Source organism: Variovorax sp. 01T432, from assembly GCF_056398605.1.
Genome location: NZ_JBFTPS010000018.1, coordinates 79,630 through 92,727 on the forward strand (window position 1 = coordinate 79,630; position 13,098 = coordinate 92,727).

Here is a 13,098-nt window from a genome sequence, read left to right on the forward strand (position 1 = left end):
AAGCTCCAAGAAGAGAGAGGAGACTGTTCATGTCCACTGCGAGCCGCAAAGGCGCCCCGAGCGCCGCAGCCAAGAAGACCAAGGCCGATATGGACAAGCGCCGCTATTGCGTGCAGCCCGTGCAGACGCCGCGCCAGTTCGACAGCAGCGTGTCGGCCAACCGCGCCTCCGCGATCATGGCGTCGAGCAAGAAGTGGGTGAACGGCACGCAGCTCACCTACTACTGCTTCAAGCGCGGCGACAACGTGCCCGCCGGGTGGAACGGGAGCACCGGCGACATCGAGGCCGTCGATGTCGCGTTCGAGGAATGGGCCAAGCTGGGGATCGGGGTGAGCTTCAGGCGCGTCGACGCGCCCGAGGACGCCATGGTGCGCATCGGCTTCGACCCGCAGGACGGTTCATGGTCCTTCGTCGGGCGGGATGTGCTCAACACGCGCGACCCCCTTCAACGCACCATGAATTTCGGCTGGGCGCTCACGACGCCCTATGGCAAGGACACGGCGCTGCACGAGATCGGCCATACGCTCGGGCTCGAACACGAGCACCAGAACCCGAATGCCGGCATCAGCTGGAACCGCGACGCGGTGTTGAGCTACTTCAAGGGCTCGCCGAACTTCTGGCAGGAGCAGCAGATCGAGTGGAACATCCTGCGCAAGATTCCCGTGGCCGAGGTCAAGGGCACGACCTGGGATCCGGATTCGGTCATGGAGTATCAGTTCGAGGGTGGGCTCATCAGCGCGCCGGCAAAGTACCAGGCCGGGCTCACGCCCAAGGGTGGACTCTCGTATGCCGACAAGGCCTGGGTGGTGGAGTCCTATCCCGGCGTGAGGGCGCCCACCACTTCGACGCTGAAAGTCGGGCTGTCGCAATTGCTCAAGCTGAAGGCGGGCGAGACCCGCACCTTCGATCTCGTGCCGGCGCGCACGCGGACCTACGAAATCGGGACCTTCGGCACGTCCGACACGGTGCTGGTGCTCTTCGAGGTCACGCCCACCGGGAACGTGCAGATTGCGGGCAGCGACGACAGCGGCACCGACCTCAACGCCCGCGTCAGCATGCGCCTGCAGAAGGGCCGGCACTACCTGGTCGGCGTGCGTCTTTACTACGCGGACGCGGCGCTCGAGACCTCCTTGATGGTCTGGTGACGCGAGTCGCCTACAATCCCGCACTGACGGGCCTCCCCGCATGGTGAAGTGGCCAACCGGGTCAGGTGGGGAACCAAGCAGCCCTAACTGCGTAGCCAGTGCCGGGGGTAAGGCTCGTCAACCTCATACCAAAAAGCCGTGAGTTTTCAATAACTTACGTGCTATCAAGGACTTACAAGCTCCTCTCTGTATCACTTAGCTGTGTCACTTCCTCGCAACAAGCGCGGCGAAAAGCTCGCCACGACACCGGGAAAAGACATGGCAAAGGTCGAGGGATTGAACCTTCGGGAGTCGCGTTTCTAGGTTCGGGTCATCATCCCCGACGACCTCCAACGGGTCTACAGCAAGACCCGTGTGAACCTCGCCTTGGGCACCAGCGACCGCCGCGAGGCGACCCTACTGGCAACCCTGAAGCGGGCCGAATGGCTGGCTGACTTCGAGGCGAAGCGTAGCGAACTCAATCCGTCGCCAGTTGACGCAATCACGCCGGACATGGCGGCTCTCCTGCCAGCACGCATCCGCTCTGCTGTCCTGGGTCGAGATGACCGGCTCCGCTCTGATCTACCACTGCTCGCCGAGATGGCCCGTGTCCGGCGTACAAGGGTCGGGTTGGGCATTCCCCAGGCCACCCCTACCGAGCCCCGTATCGATGACCTGAGCGGGGCCACGGAGGAGGAACGGGCGGAGCTGGCCGACGTAAATGCCTTCCTCGATGGCAAGGCCGCTGTATCACTTGCGGGGCAAAACCTTGCGGCGGTGCTCCCCCTTGCGCGGGCAGAAGCCGCAAAGCTCGGTGTGTCGTTCGACGTGAAAACCCCCGGGGCGCGGGATGCCCTGCTCGCGTGCCTGAAGGCCTACCGCACGGCGCACAAGGAAGTGACCCTGAGAGACGCCGGCGAGGTGATCGATACGCCCGTAGTCCTCACTACGTCGGGAGCCCTGAAGCCTGCCAAGCCTCGCACCCTGCGCGACGTATTCGACAAATGGAAGACCTCCGGCGATTCGGCCCGCTCCGCCGACTCCATCGCCGTCTACGACAGAGCCTTGAAGCAATTCGAGGGGCAGCACAAGGGAATCGCGCTGGAGGGCATCACGCGGGAGATGGGCGATACCTACCGAACGTGGCTCCGCGAGAGCTGCAACACGACGAAGACCGCACGCGACCGGCTCACGAATATCAAGTCCCTGTTGAAGTTCGCCCACGAGACACTTGAGTGGCTACCTAAGCAGCCGTGGCGCGGCCTGGACATCAAGACCACGACCACGAACAAACGCAGGCCATGGACGGACGATGAACTGAAGACGCTGTTTACCGCACCGCTCCACACCGCGTATGCCCTCCCCGATGCCCGATTTGGGGGCCGCGAGGCGGCGTACTGGATTCCCCTGATGGGTCTCTACACGGGGACCCGCCTGGGTGAACTCTGCCAACTGCGGACGGCTGACGTGCAGAAGGCCGAGGGCATCAATGTCCTGGTGCTGACGAACGAGGGCGAAGGCCAAAGCATCAAGAGTGACGCGGGGCACCGCAGCGTGCCGATTCACAGCGAACTCATCCGGCTCGGGTTCCTCAGGTACGTGGAGACCGTCAAGGCATTAGGCAGCGACTCCCTATGGCCGGCCCTAGCTGCGCGAAGGGAAGCCGAGCGACTTCTTCGGCCGCTGGTTCAAGGACCATCGGAATGCGCTCGGCCTCACCGGCACCCGTCCTGACTTCCACTGCTTCCGCCACACGCTGCGTCCGCTGATGCGCAAGGGAGGCCATAGCGAGGGCACGATGGACAAGGTGACCGGGCACAAGACGGTGGGCAGCATCGGCACCGTGGTCTATGACCATCGCACGCTGAGCGAGGTTCAGGAGGCCGTGGAGGCGATTCACTACCCTGCCCTCAAGTTGCCCGTTGTGGGGCCGCACGGGGTCGTTTAGACGGTTTCCTGCCGCGTCTCTATCATTCGTTGGCGTCAACTTTCGGAGCCGTAGACATGCAGCCTGTTCCAAACCTGTGGAACTCACTTGAGCTTACGAAGCTGGTCGTCGCAATTCTTACCCCGCTATCGGTGACCGCGTTCGGTTGGTTCATCAGTCGACGACTGAAGCGGCTTGAGCTTCTCCATTGGTCAAACCAAAAACTGATCGAGAAACGCCTCAGTCTGTACGACTCGGTCGCCCCCCTTCTCAACAAACTGCTTTGCTTCTACACATGGGTGGGTCACTGGAAAGACGTTTCCCCGAGCGATGTTCTGAAGGCCAAGCGGGAACTGGGTCAAAACTTTCATATCTATCGGCACCTGTTCGACGCCGAGGTATTCGACACATATGAAGCCCTTGCCAGAACCCTCTTCGACACCTTCCAAGGTGCAGGCGAAAACGCAAAAATCCGATCACTGATTCGCGGCGTGGACGGCGACAGGACAAGACATTGCACGTTCGAGTGGCAGGAGGCGTGGTCGGCTAGCTTTTCGCCGTCAACCGCAGCGGCCTCCTACGCCGAAATACGGCACAGGTACTACGCCTTGATGAATGCCCTCCGGGCCTCTCTCGGGGTACCGGGCCAACCGCGCCTCGCCACGTAGGCGTTGTCTCGAAGGATCGAGCGCAGGGTCATGCCGGGGTGGCAACGATGCGACCCGCCTTTTCGCCGCAAGGCGGCTGCGCACTCGTCAAGGCGTCTTGCCGTCGAGCACGTCGAGATAGCCCCTCAGCAACTTCTTGCCGAACTGGCGCGCCTCTACTAGCTCTGCGTCCGTGGCATCCCGCAGAGCGCCGGCAGCCTTCCCACGATGTCGGCCCTGGCGGAGCGGCTCGCCGTTGCATAGGTGGCCGAAACGGCTCCACTCGTTGGTAGTTACGCCGAGCGCAGAGCGCGCTTCGCCGTCTCCACCGAAGCGGGCAGCCAGTGCGTCGCGAAGTTCGTACAGATGAACGAGTTCGTTGTCGGGGTCGCGGACTGCCCTTTGAAAGCTGCGAAGTAAGGCGCCCAAGAGTGGGTCTGTCGAGTGTGCGGCAACCAGGTTCTCGAAGGCTCGCGCCTCCTCACGGCGAGCTTGCTCCGAGTCGAACACCGCATGGCCTGCTGAATCGGTGACGAGGATGCCGACCGAGCCAAGCGTGCCGACGCTGACAACCCCCCGAAGCTCGATGAAGACATCGCGTCCGCCATCCGGGCGGACCTTGATAATGGTCGGGCCGGAAAACTCGAATGGCTGATGCCGCAGCACTTGCGCTGCCCGGAACCTGCTTTCAAGCTCGCGGTGAATTTGTTCCCGTATCCCTTCGTCGGCCGCGTACCGCGTACCGTCGATCCGGGCTTCCACCTTCCCGTCCGCAAGAGACCACGTATAGCCTTCACGGTTTGCCGTTACGGGCTCCCCGAAGAAGTCGGCGGGGGTGAAGCGCCATTCCAGGATGATGTGCGAGTGGATGGGGTCATCAGACATTTGTGCCGAGTATGGAGCGGATGCCGCGTGAACCCCGAACGCCTCGCGAAAGTGGACTGAGGGAGTACCCGAAAGGCGGCCCGCAAGCATGGCACCGTGGTCTATGACCATCGCACGCTGATGGAGGTGCAGGACGCGGTAGTGGACTTGACCCTGTTGCGCGGACGGGTTGGGACTTGATTCTCAAGTCGAATTGATTGGCAGCGACGAAGACTTGTCCACCGGCGGCGTGGCGCATGCCACGCAGACGCCGACGGTGGTCAAGTCGTGTTCGAGGCGAGGCGGTCGTCTTGGACTTCGTGGTGTTTCCTCTCAAACGTTGCCGGCGAGATCTGTCCGAGCGCGCTATGGCGTCGGCGCGGGTTGTACCAGCCCTCGATGTAGGTGAACAGCGCCAGCCGGGCTTCGGTCTTGGTCTGCCAGCTGCGCCGGTCGATCAACTCGCATTCGAGCGTGGCGAAGAAGCTTTCGGCCATCGCGTTGTCATAGGCATCGCCGACTGTGCCCATCGACGGGCGAACACCCATCTTCTTGCACCGTTCGCCGAAGGCGATGCTGGTGTACTGGCTGCCCTGATCGCTGTGGTGGATCACGCCATCGGGCTTGCGCTGTTGCAGCGCCATGTTCAGCGCCGCAAGCACCAGCTCGGCGGTCATCTGTTCGCCGATGGCCCAGCCCACGATGCGCCGGCTCCATACATCCAGCACGATGGCCAGGAAGATGAAGCCAGCCCAGGTGGGCACGTAGCTCATGTCAGCGACCCACAGCTCGTTTGGGCCGCCGGCGATGAACTCGCGCTTGACCAGATCGGGCGCCGGGCGCTGTCGCTCGTCGCGTCGTGTGGTCACGATGAAGCGACGGCGCCGACTGATGCCTCGAATGGCGTTCGCACGCATCAGCCGAGCCACGCGCTTGCCACTGACGCGCATCCCTTGGTCGATCAGTTCGGCGCGCACGCGTGGCATCCCATAGGTAGCGTCAGATTCGGTGTGGATCGCCCGGATTCGCTCCACCAGCACCGCATCGTCGATCGAACGCCTCGACGGCGGTCGATCGCGCCACGCGTACTAGCCACTCGCAGAGACCTCGAGCACGCGACACATCGTTTGCACGGGAACCTTGCCCTGGTTCGCACTCACGAGTTGGTAGACCCGATGAATGTCTTCTCGCCTTTGCCGGCGAACCAGGCCGTAGCCTTTGCCAGGATGTCCCTCTCCTGCTTGAGCTGCCGGTTTTCTCGGCGCAGCCGCACGAGTTCCTCACGCTCAGTGCTGCTCAAGACGTCCTTGCCGCGTGCGGGCTTGACGTTGTCAGCCGCAGCTTGCGCCACCCAAGTCGAGATGCTCTGGGCAGTGCAGCCGAACTCACGCGCGAGTTGTGACGGCGTGCGGCCGGCCTGGACCAGCTCGATCATCTGTCGGCGGAACTCCGCCGGGTACGGAGGCTTCGGTGTAGGCATATCGGACTCCTTCATCCATAAGGATCGGGCGTCCACGAAATCGGGTCAACTTCAGTAGCGGAGATCCAGTACCCTGCCCTCAAGTTGGCCGTGAGGGGCCCTGAAGCGCTCATCGCCCACCGTGGGCCCATCACAATATCCCCCTGAGGAGAATCTGAATGGTGACTTTGACGGAAATACTCCCGGAGACTGCGAAGGCGCTCAGTGCACCCGTGACGAAGTTGATTGAGGTGGTGGCCGCTGGCTGCGGACGCCTTCATGAGCCTCATCACACCCGCAAGATGGCCGCTGCACAGGGAGACTCATTGGTGCTCATGGCTGAGGCCAAAGCGAGGGCCTCAGAGATCGGCGTGAGAGCGGCGCAACGCGCCCTGGACAATGAAGTGCGCCGCCAGGAGAACATCGAGGCGATAGCGTTAATAGCCGAGGGCCAGCTTCCCTCAGAGGTCTCATCGACGCCTGTAGAAGCTGATTGGGCCGTTCGGTTTTTCCAGACGTGTCAAGACGTCAGCGACCAGAGCATGCAAGTGCTTTGGGCAAAGCTGCTCGCGGGAGAAGTTCAGCAGCCTGGCTCATTTTCTCTGCGAACCATCCAAGTCTTGTCGCAACTATCCAAGGAAGAGGCGATTACGTTTGAGAGCCTTTGCACACAGTCACCGACCGCTGGGGCCCTCCCGGTCATTCTGGTCTTCTCTACAGAGTCAACGGAGTTGGCTAGCGTTGGGCTTAAGACGCCCCACCAGCTATACGTACTTGAAGAGGCCGGCCTGCTGAGCCGCGCTGAAATGGGGAAGGTTTTCACGCCGGCCCATGGCCAGCCCCTACGCCTTTGGCTCAGTCCCAATGAGCATCTCTCTATACGCAATGAGAAACCCGTTGAGAAGTTCTCAATGCTAAGCGACGGCCAAATACCGGCTGGCATCTACTCGTTGACCGTATCTGGGCGGGAGCTTGGGCGTTTGGTCGCATGCGCCCCTTCGCCGGAGCGTGTTGCGTTCTTAGTCGCCGCATTTGAGAAAGAGGGAATGACGATTGTCAGAGAAGCCCATACCTGAAGGTTTGGATGGCAGGCAGGCGGGGCCGGCAGGCAAGACCGTGCGCGGCGTCGGACCCGGGACGCGGATTAGTAACGAGTGCCTGCCTTGCCCGTATATGGGTTCACATTTCCCTTTGTGCCGTAGTTGTCCGACCGGGTGTCGTTCGGGTTGGTCGCACGGCTCGGCGCAACGTAGGTCCCGTTGTTCCGCACGTAGCCGTCCACGGGGTGGCTATTGGGATTCGTGTAGCCGTTCCCCGGGGCACTTCCGTAGGGATTCGAGTTCACGTTGCCATATGGGTTGGCGTAGGGGTTGCTCTGCCTCTGAGCAAAGGCGCCGCAGCAGGCAACGCAAGCCGCAGCTACAACGATCATCTTCAGCGTTTGCATCTATTCTCCTCGCGCCACGAGCGGCGCTATGGCACTTTGAGGGTGCTGCAGAGAGATTGGCAAAGGGTATGCCCTCACGCCCGTGAACGACGACACGCGGCAGGTCGTTTTGTTTGACTCTCCAACCCTCATGCGCCATCGAGGGCTCGCGGGCTCGGCGCTCAGGCCGTTGATTCCACGACCAACCTCCTGACCAGTTCCTCGGCAACACAGGCTCTGGGCGAGCGCCGGCCTCGGGTCCGCCCCCGCCGAATTCCCTGCAGCCGCGTCAGGACCGGTCTCGCCGCCCCTCGAAACACTGTTCATCCATACAGTTGTCGCTGTAGAATTTGTCGTCCCAAAGAACAATACCGAGGCGACACCGTGACCCCTTCCCTCCCCCTCCCGACCATAGCTAGGGTGCTGCCCTTCACGCCACGGCCGCACGTGGTCAAACGCTCCTCGTGGCCCTTTCCGGCGGCGCGGAACGAGAGCGTGGCAGAGTGCGCGGCACGGGTCGTCGAGACCACCGCCCGGCACTGGAAGGTGTCCCGCTAGACGCATCGACCGATGCGCGCGTTCAGTCGGTGGTCTCAGGCTCCGCAAGCCGCACCAGCTTGGCGGCCAGGCTCTCGGCAAGCGCCACGGTCTTGTGCTCCATGTCCGCCACGTAGTAGCAGCCGAGCAGCCGGCTCTGGTAGCTCACCGCCGCGATCGGAAAATGGTGGCCCAGCGCGGTCGCCGCATCGTGCAGGCATTCCGTGATCGAACGAAGACCTTCACGTGCATAGCACTCGTCGGCGTTGCCGATGCTTACGCCGTAGTTGAAGTAGCTATCCCGGATCTTCCTGATATCGACTTGCGGGTACATGCTTGTTCTTGGCCGCCCTGGATGAGGCGTGGAATTGTCATCGGCCCTGTGAACAAATGCACGTCAGCCGGAAGTACGCAGTTGCGCGCACTTCCTATTTGGCGTACGCGATCGCCCCTCGCGCGGCAGCCGCGCCGCTGGCCATCGAGGCGGTCAGGAGGTAGCCGCCCGTCGGTGCCTCCCAATCGAGCATCTCGCCCGCGCAGAAGACGCCGGGCAGCGCGATGCTCATGAGCTTGTCGTCGAGCGCATCGAAACGAACGCCGCCCGCGCTGCTGATGGCCTCGTCGATCGGACGAGGCGCCACCAGTCTCAGCGGCACCGCCTTGATCGTCTCGGCCAGCCTCTCGGGCGAATGCATCTCTTCGCGGGTCAGGACTTCATGCAGCACGCCGGCCTTGATGCCTTCGAGCCCGAGCCGGCTCTTCAAGTGGCTCGAAAGAGAACGCGCGCCGCGCGGATGCAGCACCGCGGCGCGCACCTGCTCGGCGCTGCGGTCCGGCAGCAGATCGAGCAGCAGCGTGGCACTGCCGCGCGCCGCGATGTCGTCGCGCAGCAGGGCCGAGGCCGCGTAGACCAGACTGCCCTCGACCCCGGTCGCGGTCGCCACGAACTCACCCTTGCGCGCGAAGTGGCCGCCCCGGCCGTCACTGACGGAGATCGCCACGGACTTGAAAGGATGCCCCGCGAACCGATCGGCGAAATGGGAAGTCCAGCCGACGTCGAAGCCGCAGTTCGCCGGCAGCAAGGGCGCGACATCGACGCCACGCTGTGTCATCCAGGGCACCCAGGCACCATCCGAGCCGAGCCGCGACCAACTGCCGCCACCGAGTGCGAGGACGACGGCATCGGCCGTCGCATGGGTCTGCCCCTCCGGCGTCTGGAAACGCAGCGAGCTCGCCGGCTCGGCCGCATCCGCCCAGCCGAGCCAGCGATGGCGCATGTGAAAACGCACACCGGCCTCGCGCAAGCGACGAAGCCAGGCGCGCAGCAGCGGCGCGGCCTTCATGTCCTTGGGGAACACGCGTCCGGAGGTGCCGACGAAAGTCTCGACGCCCAAGGCGTGCGCCCATTCGCGCACGGCATCGGGACCGAAGGCCTTCAACAAGGGCTCCAGCCGAGCGCGGCGATCGCCGAAACGGCCGAGAAAGATGTCGAAGGGTTCCGAGTGCGTGAGATTCAAGCCACCGCGCCCCGCGAGGAGAAACTTGCGGCCCACCGAGGGCATCGAGTCATAAAGATCCACTTGCACGCCCTGCGCGCTCAGCACTTCGGCCGCCATCAATCCCGCGGGGCCGCCGCCGATGACGGCGACGGTATGTTCATTCTTCATTCGAGTCTTGTTGGTTCGCCCGGCGTATTTCGCAGGGCTTTGGCTATTGACGCCATAGCGTCAGCGCCGGGCACGCCGGTACTTGGTTTCTGTCACAATGACCCGCACTTTAGCTGCACCGAAACTCAGCGCAGAAGGACACACACCATGGCCAGCGAACTCATCAAACACATCTCCGATTCTTCTTTCGAAGCCGACGTGCTCAAGTCCGGCAAGCCCGTGCTTGTGGACTACTGGGCTGAATGGTGTGGCCCTTGCAAGATGATTGCACCCATTCTCGACGAGGTCTCCAGCACCTACGAAGGCAAGCTACAGATCGCCAAGATGAACGTGGACGAAAACCGCGACATCCCCGCGAAATTCGGCATCCGTGGCATCCCCACTCTGATGCTCTTCAAGGACGGTCAATTGGCCGCCACCAAGGTGGGCGCCATGAGCAAGGCGCAACTCACGGCCTTCATCGATCAGCAGCTGGCCTGATACCCCTTTGCTGCTGCCGCGCAACGCGACAGCAGCTTTCCTGAATTTTCCTGTCATAATCTGCCGCAGATCACCGGCCCTCTCAGGGACCCGGTTCGAGTTCCCCGGTTTGTGAGGCATCTCTCGCCTCTTCTCAAACCTCCCCCTCCTGGTTTTTCGACAGATTTCCCCGTAAGGGGTCATTCCATGCACTTAAACGAACTCAAGGCACTCCATGTGTCTGAAGTCCTCAAGCAGGCTGAAGCCCTTGAGATCGAAAACGTCGGCCGCATGCGCAAGCAGGAGTTGATGTTCGCGATCATCAAGAAACGGGCGAAGGCCGGCGAACAGGTTTTCGCCGACGGCGTACTCGAGATCCTGCCCGACGGCTTCGGCTTTCTGCGCAGTCCGGACACCAGTTTCACGGCCAGCACCGACGACATCTACATCTCGCCCAGCCAGGTGCGGCGCTTCAACCTGCACACCGGCGACATGATCGAAGGCGAGGTGCGCACGCCCAAGGACGGCGAGCGTTACTTCGCGCTGACCAAGCTCGACAAGGTCAACGACGGCCCGCCGGAGCAGAACAAGCACAAGGTGATGTTCGAAAACCTGACGCCGCTGTTCCCCAAGGAACAGATGAAGCTGGAACGCGACGGCTTCAAGGGCGAAGAAAACATCACCGGCCGGATCATCGACATCATCGCGCCGATCGGCAAAGGCCAGCGCGCGCTGCTGGTGGCCCCGCCCAAGAGCGGCAAGACGGTCATGATGCAGCACATCGCGCACGCGATCAGTGCCAACTACCCCGAGGTGCACATGATGGTGCTGCTCGTGGACGAGCGGCCCGAGGAAGTGACCGAAATGCAGCGCACGGTGAAGGGCGAGGTCATTGCCTCGACCTTCGACGAGCCCGCCGCGCGCCACGTGCACGTCGCTGAAATGGTGATCGAGCGCGCCAAGCGCCTGGTCGAACTCAAGAAGGACGTCGTGATCCTGCTCGACTCGATCACCCGTCTGGCCCGCGCCTACAACAACGTCGTGCCTTCGTCTGGCAAGGTGCTGACCGGCGGCGTCGACTCCAATGCGCTGCAGCGCCCGAAGCGCTTCCTCGGCGCCGCGCGCAACGTCGAGGAAGGTGGCTCGCTCACCATCATCGGCACTGCGCTGATCGATACCGGCAGCCGCATGGACGAAGTGATCTTCGAAGAGTTCAAGGGCACCGGCAACTCCGAAATCCATCTCGACCGCCGTCTCTACGAGAAGCGCGTGTTCCCCTCGATCCAGCTCAACCGCAGCGGCACGCGCCGCGAAGAACTGCTGTTGCCGCCCGAGATCCTGCAGAAGACCCGCATTCTTCGCCAGCTCATGTACAACATGGACGAGATCGAGTCGATGGAACTCATGCTCAAGAACATGAAGGCGACCAAGACCAATGTCGAGTTCTTCGACATGATGCGTCGCGGCGGCTGAGGCACAGCGTCTCAGCGGGCCGCCAGGGCGCTGCCTTGCGCAGCGCTTTGGCGCCCAAGGTCGAGCAACTCCATGAGCTCGACCGCCTGGTCCGGTGGCACCGGATTCGGGCCCTTCCCGAGAATCGCGTCGCGCACCGCGGCGTAGTAGCTGACGTAATTCCCGGCGAGCGTTGGCAGTCGTCTCTTCACCGCAGCGCCGTCATCTCCCGGCACGGTGATTTCCCCGTCGAGCGTATCGGCACCCCACCCCTCCGTACCCGGACGCCCTCCTGCGCGCAATGCGTCCTCCTGAGGGTCGACGCCGTGTTTGACATAGCTTCCGCGCGTCCCATGCAAGATATAGCGCGGCGCCGCATGCGCCGCGAGCGTGGTCGCATGCAGCACCACGCGCAGCGGCGCATGGGGGCCGCTTTCGTAGCGCAGCACCGCATGGAAGTAATCCTCGACCAACGCCCCGTCGCGCAGCGCGGCCGTATCGAGCTGCAGTGTGTCGGGCCGGCCGAAGAGCTGCAGCGTCTGGTCGACCAGGTGGGCACCCAGGTCCACCCACAGACCGGCCCCCGGTACCGGTTGCTCGCGCCAGCGCTCGCGCACCTGCGGCCGGAAGCGATCGAAATGCGATTCGAAGTAGACCGGGCGTCCCAGCTCCCCGCCCGCCAGCAGTTGGCGCAGCGTCAGGAAATCAGCGTCGAACCGACGGTTCTGGTAGACCGACAGCACACGGCCATTGCGCTGCGCCAACTCCGCCAGTTCTCGGGCCTGAGCCGCGTCCAGCGTGAAGGGCTTGTCGACCACGACATGCTTGCCGGCGGCGAGCGCCACCTTCGCCAGCGGGTGGTGCTGCGCATTGGGCGTGGCGATGACGACAAGGTCGATGTCCGCCCGGCCCAGCAACAGCGCCGCGTCGGGGACCACGTCGACGCCGGGCCAGTCGGCGTGCACCTTGCGCGGCTGTGAACTTGCCACAGCCTCCAGTCGAAGGCCGGGAACAGCTGAAATCACCGGGGCATGGAAGGTCTGGCCGGCGAAGCCATAGCCGACCAGGCCGGCGCGCAGGATGGGAAGAGTCATTGAGCGAGTACCTCTGGCGCTGAAAAGAGCCAGTATGCGATAATCGCCGGCTTCGCGAAAAGTGCAGCGCGGCGCCGTGCCGTGAAGCTCCGTCTCATGGACGGAACGACCCGGAACACCCGGGTTTGTGGCTCTCGCATCGACCCAAAGGAAAAGATCATGGCTAAAGAAGGCATTCATCCGAACTACCGCGAAGTTCTGTTCGTCGACCTGTCGAACGGCTTCAAGTTCGTGACCCGTTCGTGCGCGAACACCAAGGAAATGGGCAAGACCGACGACGGCCGCGAGCTGCCCCTTTTCAAGCTCGACACGTCGAGCGAATCCCACCCGTTCTACACCGGCACCCAGAAGTCGGTCGACAACATGGGTGGACGCGTCGAGAAGTTCCGCAACCGTTTCGGCAAGACCACCGGCGCTGCCTCCAAGTAAGGCTGGCGCTTTC

12 protein-coding genes, 1 other RNA gene and 1 pseudogene are annotated in these 13,098 nt (G+C 62.9%); 9 read left to right on the forward strand and 5 right to left on the reverse strand.

Annotated features, from left to right (window positions below; genetic code table 11):
• Positions 1–29: 29 nt before the first annotated feature.
• From AC1DNF_RS15895 to AC1DNF_RS15915, 5 genes are all read left to right on the forward strand, one after another.
• On the forward strand, positions 30–1,145 hold the full coding sequence (locus tag AC1DNF_RS15895; protein WP_478149569.1) for a M12 family metallopeptidase: 1,116 nt from the start codon (positions 30–32) through the stop codon (positions 1,143–1,145).
• Between the two features lie 25 nt (positions 1,146–1,170).
• Positions 1,171–1,267, forward strand: an RNA gene (gene ffs, locus AC1DNF_RS15900) — signal recognition particle sRNA small type.
• Between the two features lie 193 nt (positions 1,268–1,460).
• Complete coding sequence (locus AC1DNF_RS15905) at positions 1,461–2,858, forward strand: DUF6538 domain-containing protein (RefSeq protein WP_478149599.1); 1,398 nt, start codon at positions 1,461–1,463, stop codon at positions 2,856–2,858.
• A gap of 34 nt (positions 2,859–2,892) precedes the next feature.
• Complete coding sequence (locus AC1DNF_RS15910) at positions 2,893–3,072, forward strand: hypothetical protein (RefSeq protein ID WP_478149570.1); 180 nt, start codon at positions 2,893–2,895, stop codon at positions 3,070–3,072.
• A 56-nt stretch (positions 3,073–3,128) separates the two neighbouring features.
• Positions 3,129–3,719, forward strand: coding sequence for a hypothetical protein (locus tag AC1DNF_RS15915; RefSeq protein WP_478149571.1), 591 nt, complete (start codon positions 3,129–3,131; stop codon positions 3,717–3,719).
• 87 nt (positions 3,720–3,806) lie between these two features.
• Here AC1DNF_RS15915 and AC1DNF_RS15920 read toward each other — a convergent pair whose 3' ends face one another.
• Together AC1DNF_RS15920 and AC1DNF_RS15925 are read right to left on the reverse strand one after the other, a co-directional pair.
• Positions 3,807–4,583, reverse strand: coding sequence for a hypothetical protein (locus AC1DNF_RS15920; RefSeq protein ID WP_478149572.1), 777 nt, complete (start codon positions 4,581–4,583; stop codon positions 3,807–3,809).
• A gap of 260 nt (positions 4,584–4,843) precedes the next feature.
• Positions 4,844–6,042 (reverse strand): annotated as a pseudogene (locus AC1DNF_RS15925) (IS3 family transposase).
• Between the two features lie 158 nt (positions 6,043–6,200).
• Between AC1DNF_RS15925 and AC1DNF_RS15930 the strand changes: the two are divergent.
• Positions 6,201–7,097, forward strand: coding sequence for a DUF2806 domain-containing protein (locus tag AC1DNF_RS15930; protein WP_478149573.1), 897 nt, complete (start codon positions 6,201–6,203; stop codon positions 7,095–7,097).
• A gap of 930 nt (positions 7,098–8,027) precedes the next feature.
• Here AC1DNF_RS15930 and AC1DNF_RS15935 read toward each other — a convergent pair.
• Together AC1DNF_RS15935 and AC1DNF_RS15940 are read right to left on the reverse strand one after the other, a co-directional pair.
• A complete protein-coding gene (locus AC1DNF_RS15935; RefSeq protein ID WP_478149574.1) occupies positions 8,028–8,318 on the reverse strand; it encodes a hypothetical protein in 291 nt (96 codons plus the stop codon).
• Positions 8,319–8,412: 94 nt separating this feature from the next.
• Positions 8,413–9,651, reverse strand: coding sequence for a TIGR03862 family flavoprotein (locus AC1DNF_RS15940; RefSeq protein WP_478149575.1), 1,239 nt, complete (start codon positions 9,649–9,651; stop codon positions 8,413–8,415).
• Positions 9,652–9,798: 147 nt separating this feature from the next.
• Here AC1DNF_RS15940 and trxA point away from each other — a divergent pair, with 147 nt between their 5' ends.
• Positions 9,799–10,131, forward strand: coding sequence for a thioredoxin TrxA (gene trxA, locus AC1DNF_RS15945; RefSeq protein WP_088957307.1), 333 nt, complete (start codon positions 9,799–9,801; stop codon positions 10,129–10,131).
• Positions 10,132–10,317: 186 nt separating this feature from the next.
• Positions 10,318–11,583, forward strand: coding sequence for a transcription termination factor Rho (gene rho, locus AC1DNF_RS15950; protein WP_478149576.1), 1,266 nt, complete (start codon positions 10,318–10,320; stop codon positions 11,581–11,583).
• Positions 11,584–11,594: 11 nt separating this feature from the next.
• Here the strand turns inward: rho and AC1DNF_RS15955 are convergent, their stop codons facing one another.
• On the reverse strand, positions 11,595–12,656 hold the full coding sequence (locus AC1DNF_RS15955; protein WP_478149577.1) for an oxidoreductase: 1,062 nt from the start codon (positions 12,654–12,656) through the stop codon (positions 11,595–11,597).
• 159 nt (positions 12,657–12,815) lie between these two features.
• Here AC1DNF_RS15955 and AC1DNF_RS15960 point away from each other — a divergent pair, with 159 nt between their 5' ends.
• On the forward strand, positions 12,816–13,085 hold the full coding sequence (locus AC1DNF_RS15960; protein WP_158722485.1) for a type B 50S ribosomal protein L31: 270 nt from the start codon (positions 12,816–12,818) through the stop codon (positions 13,083–13,085).
• Positions 13,086–13,098 lie beyond the last annotated feature (13 nt).

Bases quoted from the DNA above. Each gene is read 5' to 3' on its own strand.
- AC1DNF_RS15895 (WP_478149569.1), top strand. From the start codon at position 30: ATGTCCACTGCGAGCCGCAAAGGCGCCCCGAGCGCCGCAGCCAAGAAG.
- AC1DNF_RS15910 (WP_478149570.1), top strand. From the start codon at position 2,893: ATGCGCAAGGGAGGCCATAGCGAGGGCACGATGGACAAGGTGACCGGG.
- AC1DNF_RS15915 (WP_478149571.1), top strand. From the start codon at position 3,129: ATGCAGCCTGTTCCAAACCTGTGGAACTCACTTGAGCTTACGAAGCTG.
- AC1DNF_RS15920 (WP_478149572.1), bottom strand. From the start codon at position 4,583: ATGTCTGATGACCCCATCCACTCGCACATCATCCTGGAATGGCGCTTC.
- AC1DNF_RS15930 (WP_478149573.1), top strand. From the start codon at position 6,201: ATGGTGACTTTGACGGAAATACTCCCGGAGACTGCGAAGGCGCTCAGT.
- AC1DNF_RS15935 (WP_478149574.1), bottom strand. From the start codon at position 8,318: ATGTACCCGCAAGTCGATATCAGGAAGATCCGGGATAGCTACTTCAAC.
- AC1DNF_RS15940 (WP_478149575.1), bottom strand. From the start codon at position 9,651: ATGAAGAATGAACATACCGTCGCCGTCATCGGCGGCGGCCCCGCGGGA.
- trxA (WP_088957307.1), top strand. From the start codon at position 9,799: ATGGCCAGCGAACTCATCAAACACATCTCCGATTCTTCTTTCGAAGCC.
- rho (WP_478149576.1), top strand. From the start codon at position 10,318: ATGCACTTAAACGAACTCAAGGCACTCCATGTGTCTGAAGTCCTCAAG.
- AC1DNF_RS15955 (WP_478149577.1), bottom strand. From the start codon at position 12,656: ATGACTCTTCCCATCCTGCGCGCCGGCCTGGTCGGCTATGGCTTCGCC.
- AC1DNF_RS15960 (WP_158722485.1), top strand. From the start codon at position 12,816: ATGGCTAAAGAAGGCATTCATCCGAACTACCGCGAAGTTCTGTTCGTC.